Raw genomic sequence first — 16,863 nt, forward strand, 5'->3', positions numbered from 1 at the left:
CCTTTGGCTGGAACGAGGAGGGTAATAAGGCAAGGCCAAGACCCCACCGTTAACTTATCTGAATGGGCAATCAAACATGAAAAAACGCCAGTTGGCAGTAATTATCGCGGGTGGACTGCTGTTTTTTTCAGGGATGAGTCAGGCACAAGAACATAACGCATCGGTCACTAAAACCATCACCATCACCGCCACTCTCGGAGACAGTATTTTTGTTTCTCGCCCGCAGGGTGGGGATTGGTATCAGTCGGTGGATTTAGCGGCCACCGATGGTACACAGCAATCGTTCGCCAGCAGTATACCTGTGCAGGTTTGGAGCACGACGCCGCAGTTCAACGTGTCGCTGGTTCATCCACTTGAGATCGCCCGCACCGATTCGGCTTATAAAATGGATGGGGTTAAGGTTAAGTTTGCCGGTGAGGGCAGCAATGGCAAAGATCTTGGTGCTAGTGGCGCCACGCAAACCTTCAATCAGAAAGTGAAGGTGGGCAATGGCTATCAAAGCGTTTATCAGTTGAAGGTGAACGCTAATGCGCCTAAGAGCAATGGCAATGCCGACACTCAAGGTTTGTATACCGGGGAAATGGTGATGCTGTTTGAGATCGCGGCCAGCTCGATTTAGCCCTCAATACTGAGCCATTTAAAGCCCAATGCTAACGGCAACAGCCAAGTACATACATAGATGTTGGATATGTATGTACCTGGCAGAGGCGTTGGTGAATTACATCAGCGGCTGCAGGCAGCGGTAAAGCTCGCGGAAGGTGTTGCGTTGGGCGGTGTAATATTGATGCCGTTTGGCATCCGGCTCATGCACCTGCTCTAACGGCAATTCGGGCAGTAGGGTGCTCAATGACACGCCAGGGTTCAGCGCAATCTGTGCCAGACGCGCGGCACCTAATGCCGGGCCAACGTCACCACCGGTGCGGTATTCCAGCCGCTGGCCGCTGATATCCGCCAGCATCTGGCGCCAGAACGGGCTACGTGCGCCGCCGCCAATCAAGGTGATAGCCGTGGGTTGCAGGCCGCTGGCATGCAGCACGTCCATGCCATCTGCCAGTGCATAACCCACCCCTTCCAGCACCGCTCGTGCGAGATCGTTCGGCCCATGTTGATGAGTGAAGCCCCAGAAGGCCCCTTTGGCATTCGGGTTGTTGTGCGGCGTACGTTCGCCGGAAAGATAGGGCAAGAACCACAGCGGCGTTTCAGCAGGAGCAGCCTGCTCAACGTTACGCAGCAGGGTGGCAACGCTGTCGACATTGGTTAACTGGCAGGCCCAGTCCAGGCAGGACGCAGCGCTGAGCATCACCGACATCAGGTGCCAGGTCTGCGGCAGCGCATGGCAGAAGCTGTGTACCGCGCTGGCCGGGTTACTGAGGAAGCCGTCGCTGACGGCGAAGTAGACGCCAGAGGTTCCCAGCGACAGCATCGCCTGCCCGGCCTGATACAGCCCGACGCCGATCGCTCCGGCGGCATTGTCACCCCCGCCAGCCACCACCGGCACCGGTGCCATCCCCCAGCGTTGGGCCAGCTCGCTATGCACTTGCCCGGTGATCTGGTTGCCCTCAAACAGCGCAGGCATTTGCTCACGCGTCAGCTCGCAGGCATCAAGCATGGCATCGCTCCAGTCACGTTTGGCGACGTTCAGCCACATTGTCCCTGCGGCATCGGACATATCGCTGGCAAACTCGCCGGTGATGCACCAGCGCAGGTAATCCTTCGGCAATAACACCTTATCGATCTGCTGGAAAATCTGTGGTTCGTGCTCCTTGACCCACAATAGCTTGGGGGCGGTGAAGCCGGGCATCATCAGGTTACCGGTGATTTCCCGTGAGCTAGGTACGGTTTGTTCCAGTGCCTGGCATTGCGCAAAGCTGCGGCCATCGTTCCACAGGATGGCGGGGCGCAATACCCGTTGCTGTTTATCCAGTAACGTTGCGCCATGCATTTGCCCGGTCAGGCCAATGGCTTTGACCTGTTGCAGGCTATGCTGTTTAGCTAATGCCAACATGGCGCGGTCGGTGGCTTGCCACCAATCTTGCGGGTCTTGTTCAGACCATAGGGGATGGGGGCGCGAGATGGGCAGCGGTTCGCTCTGGCTGGCCAGCAGTTGGCCTTGCTCGCCTAGCAGAATGACTTTCACGCCGGAAGTACCGAGATCGATTCCAATATACATGAGCACGGATCCTTTGAGGCGCGGTGAGCGGGCCCACCGCGCCGTAGAGAGTTAGCCGAACAGGTAGCGGTTGACCAGGTTCTCCAGCTTTTCCTGATGCCCACTGGCATGTTGTGGTGCCAGCACCTGTTGCTCGGCGTGCTGTGCCAGCGCTTCGAGCGACAGTTTCCCTTGCAGGATCTGTTGGCCCAGCTCACCGTTCCAACCGGCATAGCGTTTGGCAACCTGCTGATGTAGCTGGCCATCTTCGATCATGCGGGCGGCCACTTTCAGCGCCAGCGCCATGGTGTCCATCGCGCCGATATGGCCGTAGAACAGATCATATTTGTCGGTACTTTGGCGGCGCACCTTCGAGTCAAAGTTCAGCCCGCCGGTAGTGAAGCCGCCGGCCTTGAGGATTTCGAACATCACCAGCGCGTTTTCTTCCACGCTGTTCGGGAACTGATCGGTATCCCAACCTAGCTGTGGATCGCCCCGGTTGGCATCGACCGAGCCGAAAATTCCCAGCGCGATGGCGGTGGCGATCTCATGGTGGAACGAATGCCCGGCCAGCGTGGCGTGGTTGGCCTCGATGTTCACCTTGATCTCTTTTTCCAGGCCGAACTGTTTAAGGAAACCGTAAACGGTGGCGACGTCGTAATCGTACTGATGCTTGGTCGGCTCCTGGGGTTTGGGCTCGATCAGCAGCGTACCCTGGAAGCCGATCTTATGTTTGTGCTCAACCACCATCTGCATAAAGCGGCCAATCTGTTCACGCTCCTGACGCAGATCGGTATTGAGCAGGGTTTCATAGCCTTCACGCCCGCCCCACAGCACATAGTTTTCACCGCCCAGCTTGTGGGTGGCATTCATGGCCGTGAACACCTGAGTTGCTGCCCAACTGAAGACTTCCGGATCCGGGTTGGTCGCCGCCCCGGCACCGTAACGCGGATGGGTGAAGCAGTTGGCGGTACCCCACAGCAGCTTCACGCCGCTGCTTTGCTGTTTTTCTGCCAGCACGTCGGTCATGACCGCGAAGTTGTTCAGATACTCTTTTAGCGTGGCCCCTTCCGGCGATACGTCGATATCGTGGAAGCAGTAGTAGGGCACGTTCAGCTTATGGAAAAACTCAAACGCCACATCGGCCTTGCGTTTGGCCAGCGCCAGCGCTTCGCCCGGCTGTTGCCAGGGACGATCGAAAGCCCCGATACCGAACATGTCAGCCCCGTTCCAGCAGAAGGTGTGCCAGTAGCAGGCGGCGAAGCGCAGGTGGTCGGCCATACGCTTGCCGAGGATGATTTCATCGGGGTTGTAGTGGCGGAAAGCCAACGGGTTATTGCTGCTGGTACCTTCGTAACGAACCTGTTCTAGCTGATCAAAATAGGATTGCATGAGTGACTCCTTGGTAGCGGTGCCCGGCGTAAGGGATGCGGGATGCGCTCATCTTCGGAGTAAGTGGTGGAATGCTCAATTACGTTATTTCACTCTTAAATTCACAGAATTATTAAATGTGCGCGGGATCTCATAATTCAACGAAGGGGCGGTTTTACTGGCCGCGGGTTATTTCACAGGTTTAAAACATGACCGCCATCATAAAATCAACATTAAACCAAAAACCGTAATTCACTGGTGAAAATCTGTAATTGCTGAACATCGCATAAGCGACAACAATCCACGGGAAGTTTCGTGCTTTATCTCGTCACCTTTCAATTTTGCCGTTTGAAAGCGTATGGATAACTATTTCCCTACACAACTCAAGGGTTATAAAATGAAATTCAAACCACTCTTGCTTTCTGCTTGCGCACTGCTGCTACTGGCCAGCCAACCGGGCTACAGCCAACAGATTAAAATCGGTATGGCCATCGACGACCTGCGTCTGGAGCGTTGGCAAAAAGACCGCGATATCTTTGTCAAGAAAGCCAACGCCCTGGGGGCCGATGTGTTCGTTCAGTCGGCCAACGGCAATGAAGAAACCCAAATGGCGCAGATCGAGAATATGATCAACCGCGGCGTCGATGTCCTGGTGATCATCCCCTATAACGGCCAAGTGCTGAGCAACGTGATCAGCGAGGCGAAGCGCGAAGGCATCAAGGTCCTGGCTTATGACCGCATGATCAACAATGCCGATATCGATTTCTACATCTCGTTTGATAATGAAAAAGTGGGCGAGATGCAGGCGGAAAGCCTGGTGCAGCGCGTGCCGCAGGGCAACTATTTCCTGATGGGCGGCTCGCCGGTGGATAATAACGCCAAGCTGTTCCGCAAGGGGCAGATGACCGTGCTGCAACCGCTGATCGACAGCGGCAAGATCAAGATAGTGGGCGATCAGTGGGCCGACGGGTGGCTGCCGGAAAACGCGCTGAAGATTATGGAAAACGCCCTGACGGCCAACAATAACCAGATCGATGCGGTAGTGGCCTCCAACGATGCCACAGCGGGTGGAGCCATTCAGGCACTGGCTGCGCAAGGGTTGGCGGGGAAGGTGGCGATCTCTGGCCAGGACGCCGATCTGGCGGCGGTAAAACGTATCGTGGCGGGCACCCAGACCATGACGGTCTATAAACCGATCAGCAAACTGGCCGACGAAGCGGCGGATATCGCCGTGCAACTGGGCAAAGGGGAACAACCCAAGTCCAACGCCAAATTAAATAATGGCAGTAAAGAGGTTTCGGCCTGGCTATTAACCCCGGTACAGGTGGATAAAACGAATATCGAGAGTACGATTATTGCCGATGGTTTCCATAAGCAATCGGACCTTAATTAATGGCAATGCCATCTGGGGGGAGTGAATAATGCCCTGCCTGTTAGAAATGCGAAATATCACTAAACAATTCGGCGCAGTGAAAGCCGTGGATAATGTCAGCCTGCACTTGGAGGCGGGGCAGGTATTATCCTTGTGCGGTGAAAATGGCTCAGGAAAATCCACCTTGATGAAAGTGCTGTGCGGAATATATCCGCACGGCAGTTATCAGGGCGATATTTATTTTTCGGGCGAGATCGTTACGGCGAAAACCATTCGTGATACCGAGCAGAAAGGTATCGCCATCATTCACCAGGAATTGGCCCTGGTGAAGCAGATGACGGTGCTGGAGAACCTGTTTCTCGGCAACGAGTGGGGCCGCTATGGGGTGATGGATTACGACAACATGTACCTGCGCTGCCAGCGCATGCTGGCACAGGTCAAGCTGGAGGTTGACCCCAATACCCGCGTGGGTGAACTGGGGTTGGGCCAACAGCAACTGGTGGAGATCGCCAAGGCCTTGAACAAACAGGTGCGCCTGTTGGTACTTGATGAGCCCACCGCCTCATTGACCGAAAGTGAAACCGCCACGTTGCTGGCGATCATTGCGGATCTGCGCGATCACGGGATCGCCTGTATATACATTTCGCACAAGCTCAACGAGGTGAAAGCGATCTCGGACTTTATCTGCGTGATCCGCGATGGCAAGCACATTGGCACCCGGCCTGCGGCGGAGATGAGCGAGGACGATATCATCGCCATGATGGTTGGTCGTGAGCTGACCGAGCTGTATCCGCAGGAACCCCATACCATCGGCGAGGTGGTCCTGCAGGTGGAAAACCTCACTGCCTGGCATCCGGTCAACCGGCATATCCGCCGGGCCGATAATGTGTCTTTTACCCTGCGGCGTGGGGAGATCCTCGGCGTGGCCGGGCTGGTTGGCTCCGGGCGTACCGAAACCATGCAGTGCCTGTTTGGCGCCTATGCGGGGCGTTGGCAGGGCAATATCACCATTGCAGGGCAGGCGGCCACCATCACCAACTGCCGCGAGGCAATGCGATATGGCATCGCCATGGTGCCAGAAGACCGCAAGCGCGATGGCATTGTGCCGGTGATGGGCGTGGGGGCCAATATGACGTTGGCGGCGCTGGGGGATTTCAGTGGCGCATTGACGGTGCTGGATGATGCGCAGGAGCAGGCAACTATCCAACAATCGCTGGCACGGTTGCGGGTAAAAACGTCTTCTGCGGAGCTGGCTATCGCGCGTCTCAGCGGGGGTAACCAGCAGAAAGCCATCCTGGCGAAGTGCCTGTTGCTGAACCCGCAAATCCTCATTCTGGATGAGCCAACGCGCGGCATTGATATCGGGGCCAAGCAAGAGATTTACAAACTGATCAATCAATTGGCACAACGGGGGCTCGCGGTGATTGTGGTGTCCTCCGAATTGCCGGAGGTGCTGGGGTTAAGCGATCGGGTATTGGTGATGCACCAGGGGCAGATCAAAGCCGATTTGGTGAACCGCGATCTGACCCAGGAACAGGTAATGGAAGCGGCCTTGAGGAGTGAAACACATGTTGAAAAGCACGCAATCTGAAGCCAGCCTGCCGCCGGTGGGGGCAAAAAAGCCGCCGTTCGGGCTGAAAACCGTCAACCTGCAGGTGTTCGTGATGCTGGCGGCGATCGCCGTCATCATGCTGTTCTTTACCTTTACCACCGAAGGGGCCTATCTCAGCGCCCGTAACATCTCCAACCTGCTGCGCCAGACGGCGATCACCGGCATTCTGGCGGTGGGCATGGTGTTCGTGATTATTTCGGCGGAGATCGACCTTTCCGTTGGCTCAATGATGGGGCTGTTGGGGGGCGCGGCGGCGATCTTTGACGTCTGGTTCGGCTGGCCGCTGCCGTTGACCATTGTGGTCACGCTGTTGGCGGGGCTGTTGCTGGGGGCGTGGAATGGCTGGTGGGTAGCCTATCGTAAAGTCCCTTCGTTTATCGTCACTCTGGCGGGGATGTTGGCGTTTCGCGGTATTCTGATCGGCATTACCAATGGCACCACCGTGTCACCCACCAGCAATGCCATGTCACAGATTGGCCAGAGCTACCTGCCCAACGGAGTGGGTTTTGGCATTGGCGCGGTCGGCCTGATGCTGTTTGTGGCCTGGCAGTGGCGGCGGCGTAGTAGACGTACGCAACTGGGCTTGCCGGTAGCGGCAGCGAGCGGCGATGTCACCCGGCAGAGCATCATGGCAATCCTGGTATTAGGGGCGATTTACCTGCTGAACGACTATCGCGGGGTGCCAACGCCGGTGCTGATCCTGACCGCATTGATGCTGGCTGGGATCTTTATGGCGTCGCGTACCGCCTTTGGCCGCCGTATTTATGCCATCGGCGGTAATATTGATGCCGCGCGGCTTTCCGGGGTTAACGTTGAGCGTACCAAGCTGGCGGTGTTTGCCATCAACGGCCTGATGGTGGCGATTGCCGGGCTGATCCTCAGTTCGCGCCTGGGGGCCGGTTCGCCTTCAGCCGGTAACATTGCCGAGCTGGATGCTATCGCCGCCTGCGTGATCGGTGGCACCAGCCTGGCAGGGGGGATCGGTAGCGTGGCGGGAGCGGTGATGGGGGCGTTTATCATGGCCTCATTGGATAACGGCATGAGCATGTTGGACGTGCCGACGTTCTGGCAATATATCGTCAAAGGCGCGATCCTGCTGCTGGCGGTGTGGATGGATTCCGCGACCAAACGCCGGGTCTAGGCGCGGCTTTACACTTGTAGCTGTGACCGTATTTATTGCTGGGGAGCCCCCATGTTTAAGAAGCGCTACCGTATTACGCTGCTGTTCAACGCCAATAAAGTGTATGACCGCCAGGTGGTGGAGGGCGTTGGGGAGTATTTACAGGCGTCGCAAAGCGATTGGGATATCTTTATCGAAGAGGATTTTCGCTGCCGCATCGATAATATCAAGGACTGGTTGGGGGACGGCGTGATCGCCGATTTCGACGACCGGAATATTGAGCAACTGTTGCGTAATGTCCAGGTGCCGCTGGTTGGCGTCGGGGGCTCTTATCATCGGGAGGCGGATTACCCGCCGGTGCATTACATCGCGACCGATAACCATGCGCTGGTGGAAGCGGCGTTTATGCACCTGAAAGAAAAAGGGCTGAACCGCTTTGCGTTCTATGGCCTGCCGGCCGAGGGGGGGAAGCGTTGGGCGCAGGAACGTGAACAGGCTTTCCGCCAGTTGGTAGCGGCGGAACAGTATCAAGGGGTGGTGTATCAGGGGATGGAAACCGCGCCGGAGAACTGGCAATACGCCCAGAATCGCCTGGCGGACTGGGTGCAGACTTTGCCCCAGCAGACCGGGATTATAGCCGTTACCGATGCGCGGGCGCGCCACCTGTTACAGGTGTGCGAGCACCTGGATATTCCCGTGCCGGAAAAACTCTGTGTGATTGGCATCGATAACGAAGAGCTGACGCGCTATCTCTCACGCGTGGCGTTGTCGTCGGTGGTGCAGGGGACACGCCAGATGGGCTATCGTGCCGCCAAGCTGTTACATCAACTGCTTGATCAGCGCGAACTGCCGCTACAGCGTATTCTGGTGCCGCCGGTGAAGGTGATTGAACGGCGGTCTACCGATTTCCGTTCACTGCGGGACCCGGCGGTGATCCAGGCCATGCACTATATCCGTTACCATGCCTGCAAGGGGATCAAGGTGGAGCAGGTACTGGATGCGGTGGGCATGTCCCGTTCCAATCTGGAAAAGCGCTTCAAGGATGAAACCGGCCAGACGATCCATAACGCCATCCACCAAGAAAAGCTCGATCGCGCCCGCAATTTACTCACCGCGACCTCATTACCCATCAATGAAATTTCCCAGATGTGTGGCTACCCATCGTTGCAGTACTTCTATTCGGTGTTCAAGAAAGGCTATGACATGACGCCCAAAGAGTGCCGCGATCGTTTTGGTGAGGCCGGCTATTGAAACCGCAGTACCGGCACTGTTGGTCACGCGGCACATAATATTTCTGTCATTACGGCTCCCTATAGTGGCGTTGCTTTTTACCTTTGGGCAAAACCATTATCAGGGAGTACATAATATGCATAATTTACCATCCCGCCTGGCACTGCTGGCCAGTTGCCTGGCATTCAGCACCACGCTATGGGCGCAGGCTCAGGAAGTCCCCGCCGTGCTGGCCGGACACGCCGTATTACCGGTGAAGTCCAGCGTCACGGCCCCCCAGGATGCACCAACCGATCTGCAACAGAGCGGTAAATACACCAGTGGCAAACGCATCACCGAACTGGGTAGCGTAGCGGGGAAATCGGCCGATCGGCTGACCGGCATCGGGCTACCCATCAATGGCCAGCCGTTGCAGGGGCATTCCGGTATCAAACACATGCCGGATGGCACCTACTGGGTGCTGACCGACAACGGCTTTGGCAGCAAGGCCAACTCGCCGGACGCCATGCTGTATCTCAACCATTACCGTATCGATTTCAAGGAAGGCACGGTAACGCCGCTAAAAACGCTGTTCCTGCACGATCCCGATAAAAAAGTCCCGTTCCATATCGTCAATGAAAGCACCGACAAACGTTACCTGACCGGCAGCGATTTCGACCCGGAAAGCTTCCAGTTTGCCGACGATGCCCTATGGATCGGCGATGAATTCGGCCCTTACCTGATTAAAGCGGATCTGAACGGCAAAGTGCTGGCGGTGTTTGATACCCAGGTTGACGGCAAGGTAGTGAAATCGCCGGATAACCCGACGCTGACGCTGCCAGGTGCGCCGGATGGCAAGCAGAACTTCCAGGTGGCGCGCTCCAAGGGCTTTGAAGGAATGGCGGTATCACCAGACGGTAGTAAGCTGTATCCCCTGCTGGAAGGGGCGCTGTGGGACGGCGAACAGTTTGAGAACGTGGCGGGTAAACGCTACCTGCGGGTACTGGAGTTTGACGTCAAACAGCAGGCATGGACTGGCCGCAGCTGGCAGTACGTGTTGGAAGACAATCAGAACGCCATCGGTGATTTCAATATGATCGACGCCAATCATGGCCTGGTGATCGAACGTGATAATGGTGAAGGCACAGCCGATAAAGCCTGTGCGGCAGGCGCGCCAACGGATAACTGCTTCAGCCAGATCGCAAAATTCAAACGGGTCTACAAAATAGCGTTTTCCGACGCCAACGTCGGCAAACCGGTAGAAAAACTGGCGTATATCGATTTGCTGAACATTCAGGACCCGCAGAAGCTGGCACGCAAGCCGCTGAATAACGGCGTGCTGACCTTCCCGTTCTTCACGATCGAGAATGTCGACGTGGTGGATGGCAGCCATATCATCGTGGGGAACGACAATAACTTCCCGTTCTCTTCCAGCCGCGAACCCAACGTGGCGGATGATAACGAATTTATTTTGCTGGATGTGAAAGCCCTGCTACAACCGTAAAATTTCCTTTATCGCCAAGCCTTCTCCTGATGGGGTGAAGGCTTTTTTATTCCGGTGATAAAGGAATACGTTAAGTAACTCCGTTTGGGTGGGAGCATAGTAGATATAGGACGCAGTCATTTTCAGGTAAGTATATTAATAAAACGTTACTTTCAATCTTGCCGCTTCAGGTTGGCTTTCTGGTAGTCTGCTCTGGGCGTTTTACACTATGTCGCCATTTGTATTGTGAATAATGGCACCAAGGATTGAAGGTGGGAAAATGTCTCGTGTCAGTACCGAAAGTATTATTGCGAAATTAAATTCGTTAGCTATTGCTATTCCTTTGGAGATCTTGATTGCGTGGGAGTCTAGTGATGAGGCTTGGTGTTTAAAGGACGTGCATAAAAAGCCGGTGTATGCCAATGCCAGATATGGCCTGTTACTGAAACCGGAAGGAAATGGGAGACCTTCTGCACTGGCCCCTTTTAAGCCCTTTATCTCAATCCATGACCAACGCGTTATTGATGAGGTGAGGAAGATTGAGGCAGTAGGGATCCTCCCTATTGATAGCAAACGCATATTCAGCGTGTTTTATTGTGAACGCATGCCCTACTACGACAAACAGGCTCATTGCTCCGGTATTATCAGCCATATCAAGCCACTGCACTCCATCACACCGCGTTTTTTTGTCTCTGGTGATGGCATCGGTAAATTAACCGTTGCTTGTCCCTCCGAGATTTTATCCGCTAAGGAATGGGTCGTGGCTTTTCTGCTGTTACAAGGCATGGCGGAGAAGGAGATTGCCAGTATTCTCAACAGAACGCTGAGAACGGTAAAGTTCCATAAAAGTAACATTCTGGCGAAAGTCCATTGTGAAACCACACGGGAGTTTATATTTTTTGCCAGAAAGCAGCAATGGCAATTCTATATCCCACCGTTATTTTCTAAACCCTGTTATATCATCCGCTAATCACCTCACTACAAAACTGTACCTTTGGTACAGTTTATTGTTTGTACTTCAAGAGTATGCTCGCTTTCATCATCTGGCATCCCAGTTGATATCTCAATGACATGGATGAGAAGAGGTCATACAATGAGTTATGCAAGCAATCTTGATTTTCCAATATTAATTGTTTCTGTACGCGATAATAAAATACAGGTCGATGATAGCTATCATGCGATAAAGGAGGTGCTGGCATTAAATAACTACCATTTTATCCACGCGGAAACCAATGAAACGGCCCTGGCGATGGCCAGAAAAGAAGCGGGTATCGGTTGTATCATTATTAATGAGTGTGATGGGGCTAACCTGGGTGAGGGGTCTCCCATTATCAAGGAGATAATTCGCGTGATCCGCGCTAAAAACAGCCGGGTGCCCATCTTCTTTTCGTCAAGTGTGCCTTTGTTAGGGCGTTTATCGACGGAGGTGATTCAAGAGATCCATGAGTACATCAACATCAGCGAAGATACGCCCAAGTTTATTGCTGGCCGCATTCATCTGGCTATACGCCAGTATGTTGAGAACCTGTTGCCGCCTTACTTCGCCGCGCTAAAAAGTTACGCGTTAGACAGCCCTTACTATTGGGATTGCCCGGGGCATCAAGGGGGCGTTGCCTACCTTAAGCACCCGGTAGGCCGTGAGTTTATCAATTACTTTGGCGAAAACCTGATGCGGGCAGACATCGGCATCTCTACGCCGGAAATGGGGGACTGGCTTGAGCATAAGGGAGCGCCGGGCGAATCGGAAACGCGAGCCGCCAAACTGTTTGGCGCGGACAAAACTTTCTATGTGACAGGGGGCTCATCCCAGTCTAACCAGATAGTGGGTCACTCAATTGATTTAAAAGATAAAATCATCCTGGTTGACCGCAATTGCCACAAGTCCGTTAACCATGAGCTGACCATCACCCAGGCTAAACCCGTCTATTTCCAGCCTGCGCGTAATGGGCTCGGCATTATTGGCTTGATCTCTCCCGATCAATTTGAAGCCAGAGCGATCCAGCAAAAAATTGATGACAGCGTGCTGGCTTATCAGGCAGAAGACCGCTGCCCCGCCTATGCCATCATCACTAACTGCACTTACGACGGTCTGATTTATGACGTCACCGCCGTCACCCAAAAACTGGCCAAGTCGGTACCCCGGATCAAATTTGATGAAGCCTGGTATGCCTATGCGAAATTCCACCCCCTCTATCAGGGGAGGTTCGCCATGGATGTCCCCGAAGATAAAGACAACGGCCCAACGCTGTATGCCGTGCAATCGACACACAAGATGCTGGCGGCCTTTTCTTCAGCCTCGATGATACATATCCGCAATTCCAAGCGTGCGCCGGTGGATTACGACATTTTCAACCAGGCTTTTATGATGCACGGCACCACGTCACCGTTCTATCCGATTATTGCCTCGATGGATGTGGCGACCGCCATGATGGAGGGGCAAGCCGGTAAGACATTGGTCGATGAAGCTATTCACGATGCTATCAGCTTCCGCAAGACGCTGGTGACCGTCGCAGACAAGCTCAAAGCGGAAAAAAGTGACAAGGGATGGTTCTTCGATGTCTGGCAGCCGAGCACGTTGCTGCAGGAGGGCAAAAAGGTTCCCTTCACCCAGGTTGCCGACGAGGTGCTAGCCAACGATCCCACCTGCTGGCAGCTGCGAGCGGGAGAGGCATGGCACGGCTTCGGCGATTTGCCGGAAGGTTATGCGATGTTGGATCCCATCAAGGTCACCATTACCTGCCCTGGGTTGAACGCGCAAGGAAAGATGAATGTTTTCGGCATCCCCGCGCCGGTAGTGGCAAAATTCCTGGATACCCAGCGTATTATCCCGGCCCGCAACGGCGACTACACCATTCTGGTGTTATTTGCATTGGGTTCTACCCAGGGCAAATGGAATACCCTGATCGACATGCTGATGATATTTAAACATCACTATGACGAGAATACCCCGCTGGCCTCGGTGCTTCCGCAGGTTGCGGCCAGCTCCCCCGCCTATCGCAACATGGGCATCGGTGATTTATGCCGGTCGATCCATCAGGCCAATATCGAGCTGAAAATTGCCGAGCTTTTGGAGCTTGCCTGTTCTGCAGAGGCCATCCCCGTTCTTACCCCCTCCCAGGCCTATCAATGCCTGATCTCCGACCAAACCGAGCAGGTCAAGGCTGCCGACATAAACAACCGCACGCTGGGCGTGATGATAACCCCTTACCCACCGGGTATTCCGCTCATCATGCCGGGTGAAAAGGTGACGTCAGAATCACGGGCCATCGTCGATTACCTGGTGGCCTTGCAGACCTTCGGCCAGCGCTTCCCCGGCTTTGAACATGAACTGCAGGGGGTGGAAGTGGATGAGAACGGCACTTATTGGGTGCGGTGCATAAAAGAAACGCCTGCCAGCGCTGCCGACAAGGTTCCTGTTTCCACCATGCGTTAATCGGCCTGCGCATTATCCCCATGGGTGCGATCCGCACCCTCTTCAAGATGTGTATCAACGCAATAATGATGGGAAATATCATGGCTTCTGTTAATACTGCCTCCGTAAAAAAAATGGGGTTGGTCGCCCTAACGTTGGTGACCGCCTCTAACATGATGGGATCCGGGGTCTTTATGCTGCCAACCAATCTGGCGGGCATCGGGTCTATCTCTTTATTTGGCTGGGTGATTACCATTGTCGGCGTGATTGCCTTGGCGCTGGTGTTTGCCAAGAACAGCATGGTGACACCGCGTGATGGCGGCATTATTGCCTATGCCAGCGACGCGTTTGGGCCATTTATTGGCTTTCAGACCACCATCTGTTACTGGATCAGCGCCTGGGTGGGTAACGTGGCGCTGCTGGTGGCGGGTGTGGGTTACCTGAGTTATTTCTTCCCCATTCTCAAAGATCCGCTTGTCAGTTCTATCACCGCCATTGTTATCCTCTGGGGGTTTATCGCACTGGCTTCTTTGGGGGCAAGGGTGGCCGGGCGCTCCCAATCATTCACCGCCTGCTGCATGCTGGTGGTGGTATTGGGCATCGGTTTTATTGGCTGGTTCTGGTTCAAACCCGCGTTGTTCACCGAAGTTTATAATGGCACCAAGGGTAGCGACGCTTCGGCAATCCTCTCCGCCGCATCTTTGGCTTTGTGGGGCTTCCTGGGTGTGGAATCCGCAGTGGTGTCCAGCGGACAGGTGGAAAACCCCGAATCCACCGTGCCCAAGGCGACGGTATTGGGGTTGCTGATTGCCGCCGTGTGTTATGTCACCAGCTGTTCGGTGATTATGGGATTGGTACCGCATAGTGAATTGGTGAATTCCGCCGCCCCCTTTGCCGACGCCGCTCGTTATATGTTTGGTGAATTCGCCGGGGAAGTGGTTTCCGCACTGAGCATTATCGCCTGTTTCGGCTCGATCTCTGGCTGGCTGATCTTGCAGTCTGAAGCCCCAAAAGCTGGTGCGAAGCAGGGGCTATTCCCGAAATTCTTTGCCGTGGTGAACAAAAACGATGTACCGATGAAGGGGCTGATTTTCACTGGCGTACTGATGACCGTGGTATTACTGACCACGGCTTCGCCTAATCTGGCAAAACAGTTTCAGGTGATTGTGCTGATGTCGGTGTTCGCCTCTTTACTGCCCTATATCTATGCGCTGGTCGCGCTACCGATCATCATGGTGGCCAAATCCTTGAATAAGGGCGGGGGCTTCATTTTCTACTGCACGTTGGTGGTGATTGGCATTCTCTACAGTCTGTTTGCCCTGTTCGGATCGGGAGGCAATGCCATGTTCTGGGGGGTATTGATGATGATGCTCACCATCCCGTTATATGCACTGGTTGCGGCAAAACGCAGTAAAAGCGGGATCAAAACGTTGTACCTGGATAGCGAGGAGTAGCAGTAAAAAACAGAAAGCGCGGTAACAATGAAGGCGTTACTGCAACAGTGAATGGCTCTTTTATCTCAAAGCCTTCTCCTTGGGGGGTGGCTTTTTATAAAGGTGACAAATAAAATACAGCGAATCGCCCCTTTTCGGGGGGATATAAGACCCTGTCATTATTAGTTGTTCATTTTAATTAAACGCGTTACTTTCAATTTTGCGTAATATCCTAGCGGTGAGGCTACGCGGCAATTCTACATTTCGCCGTTATTTGCCAAACCTTGCTATATCATCAGGTAATAGTCCCACTAAAAATAGTCCCTTTGCGACTATTCAGATATTGGCAAGGTCCGACAATAAGGCTAGAGCATTGTTCTAATAAGATTAGTGGCGGATCTGTGCCAGCTCGTCTTCGGTCAGACCGGTCATTTTCATGACGGTGTTGCGATCGAGACCGTTCTGCAGCATGGTGCGGGCAATTTTCAGCGTAGCATCGCGCTCGCCTTCTGAATGCCCTTCCTGCCGACCAAGCTGAATGCCCTTCTCGATACCCTTCTCAATGCCCTTCTGTTCAAGCTGTTGTGCGATGGTCATCAGTGTGTCCCCATGTTGCGGCACTCGCTGTGCCAGTTGGCGTACAAAGGCTTCGGCGTCTGACGTTTCGCCCGCCTGTACAATATAGTGTACCAGCGATACTACCTGTGATGAAGAGAGATATCCGGCTAGTAAGATGGGAGCGAGCCTATCCACCAGTTCTGCCAGATCCCGATGATGAATGTGCTTCTGCAGTAGTGTCAGAGCCGCCATGCTGCGATGGCCTGCGATTTCATCATCAGGGATGACGGTGACATCGACAAGCGGAAAAGCAGCGCTGTAAAGTTTACCGGCCAGCTCTGGGTTAGCAAACTCATCCAGCCACCGGGTGGAATAGGGGTATGGGCTGCGCTTACCGGTATAGAATAGCATCGGTATTACCAGAGGCAGCTTTTTGTGGCCCGCCTCCAGATGGCGCTGCATGGCCGCTACAGCGTACCTGATGAGCCTGAAAGCCATGTGTTGATCCGGGGTGGACTGGTGTTCGATGAGCACGTGGACATAACCGTCATCCCCAGCAGTGGTTTTCAGGCTGTAGAGCACGTCGCTGAAGTACTGGCGGAGGTTATCTTCCACAAAGGAGCCTGATTCCAGTTTCAGGGTATTAAGGTCGCAGATGGCACGCAGCTCTGCCGGGAGGTGTAGTTCCATGAAATCACGGGCAACCTCTGGCTGGGTCAGGAACTGTCTGAATGTGGCATCGTGGGGTGTTGGCGTGTTGTTTTTCTTTTTCATCATAATTATTTCACTCCGATACTGATTTTAAGCTGACGTTATTATTTTTCGCATGTCTCTCCATTGATTTATCTGAGGCAAGCTCTGGCGAACTTGTATTCAGGTCATTTATTAATTCACCGAAGTTTTTATTAAGATATAAAATTAATTCAGATTTTGCTTGTGGCATTCTCATAAAGAATTCCCTCTCTTTTTTAGCATAGATCCCGTGAAGGCATTGCATGGTGTAATTATGGACTACCGACTATTACAGGGGAAGAGGTATTGGCGACGTCACGTTTCCTTCAACCAAATACACACCTGCGGTCAAATATATTTGCACGAAAAAATTCAGGAACATAGCCATGTTGTCATCAATCTGAATAGTTTC

General features: G+C 53.9%; 13 protein-coding genes. 9 read left to right on the forward strand and 4 right to left on the reverse strand.

The genetic code is table 11. The features are described 5' to 3' along the window. Positions 1 to 76 precede the first annotated feature (76 nt). On the forward strand, positions 77 to 619 hold the full coding sequence (locus A6U95_RS03295; RefSeq protein WP_065683451.1) for a CS1 type fimbrial major subunit: 543 nt from the start codon (positions 77 to 79) through the stop codon (positions 617 to 619). 99 nt (positions 620 to 718) lie between these two features. On the opposite strand, the gene xylB is transcribed toward A6U95_RS03295, so the two are convergent. Further along, a complete protein-coding gene (gene xylB / locus A6U95_RS03300; protein ID WP_065683452.1) occupies positions 719 to 2,170 on the reverse strand; it encodes a xylulokinase in 1,452 nt (483 codons plus the stop codon). 51 nt (positions 2,171 to 2,221) lie between these two features. Then, positions 2,222 to 3,541, reverse strand: a complete 1,320-nt coding sequence (gene xylA, locus A6U95_RS03305) for a xylose isomerase (protein ID WP_065683453.1) — start codon at positions 3,539 to 3,541, stop codon at positions 2,222 to 2,224. 376 nt (positions 3,542 to 3,917) lie between these two features. On the opposite strand from xylA, the gene xylF reads away from it, so the two are divergent. From xylF to A6U95_RS03345, 8 genes are all read left to right on the forward strand, one after another. Continuing rightward, the gene (gene xylF / locus A6U95_RS03310; RefSeq protein WP_065683454.1) at positions 3,918 to 4,913 is read left to right on the forward strand and encodes a D-xylose ABC transporter substrate-binding protein; all 996 of its coding nucleotides are present in this window, start codon (positions 3,918 to 3,920) and stop codon (positions 4,911 to 4,913) included. 28 nt (positions 4,914 to 4,941) lie between these two features. Then, entirely contained in the window at positions 4,942 to 6,483 is a 1,542-nt protein-coding gene (locus A6U95_RS03315) for a xylose ABC transporter ATP-binding protein (protein ID WP_065683455.1), read from the forward strand. Continuing rightward, entirely contained in the window at positions 6,461 to 7,645 is a 1,185-nt protein-coding gene (gene xylH, locus A6U95_RS03320) for a xylose ABC transporter permease XylH (RefSeq protein WP_065683456.1), read from the forward strand. Before A6U95_RS03315 ends, xylH begins: the two co-directional genes overlap by 23 nt. 51 nt (positions 7,646 to 7,696) lie before the next feature. After that, positions 7,697 to 8,875 carry a D-xylose utilization transcriptional activator XylR gene (gene xylR, locus A6U95_RS03325; protein WP_065683457.1) on the forward strand — a complete coding sequence of 393 codons (1,179 nt, stop codon included), beginning with the start codon at positions 7,697 to 7,699 and terminating at the stop codon, positions 8,873 to 8,875. Positions 8,876 to 8,990: 115 nt separating this feature from the next. Continuing rightward, on the forward strand, positions 8,991 to 10,337 hold the full coding sequence (locus A6U95_RS03330; RefSeq protein ID WP_065683458.1) for an esterase-like activity of phytase family protein: 1,347 nt from the start codon (positions 8,991 to 8,993) through the stop codon (positions 10,335 to 10,337). A gap of 259 nt (positions 10,338 to 10,596) precedes the next feature. Further along, positions 10,597 to 11,286 (forward strand): helix-turn-helix transcriptional regulator, encoded by a 690-nt coding sequence (locus A6U95_RS03335; RefSeq protein WP_065683459.1) that lies wholly within the window; start codon positions 10,597 to 10,599, stop codon positions 11,284 to 11,286. 219 nt (positions 11,287 to 11,505) lie between these two features. After that, a complete protein-coding gene (locus A6U95_RS03340) occupies positions 11,506 to 13,749 on the forward strand; it encodes an Orn/Lys/Arg decarboxylase N-terminal domain-containing protein (RefSeq protein ID WP_198927286.1) in 2,244 nt (747 codons plus the stop codon). Between the two features lie 80 nt (positions 13,750 to 13,829). Then, positions 13,830 to 15,182, forward strand: a complete 1,353-nt coding sequence (locus A6U95_RS03345) for an amino acid permease (RefSeq protein WP_065683461.1) — start codon at positions 13,830 to 13,832, stop codon at positions 15,180 to 15,182. A 366-nt stretch (positions 15,183 to 15,548) separates the two neighbouring features. Here the strand turns inward: A6U95_RS03345 and A6U95_RS03350 are convergent, their stop codons facing one another. Then, a complete protein-coding gene (locus A6U95_RS03350) occupies positions 15,549 to 16,493 on the reverse strand; it encodes an Rpn family recombination-promoting nuclease/putative transposase (protein ID WP_024527301.1) in 945 nt (314 codons plus the stop codon). Positions 16,494 to 16,503: 10 nt separating this feature from the next. Then, positions 16,504 to 16,668, reverse strand: coding sequence for a ClbS/DfsB family four-helix bundle protein (locus A6U95_RS30515; protein WP_139102313.1), 165 nt, complete (start codon positions 16,666 to 16,668; stop codon positions 16,504 to 16,506). Between the last annotated feature and the right edge of the window lie 195 nt (positions 16,669 to 16,863).

Source organism: Serratia sp. 14-2641 (assembly GCF_001692375.1).
Taxonomy (GTDB): domain Bacteria; phylum Pseudomonadota; class Gammaproteobacteria; order Enterobacterales; family Enterobacteriaceae; genus Chania; species Chania fonticola_C.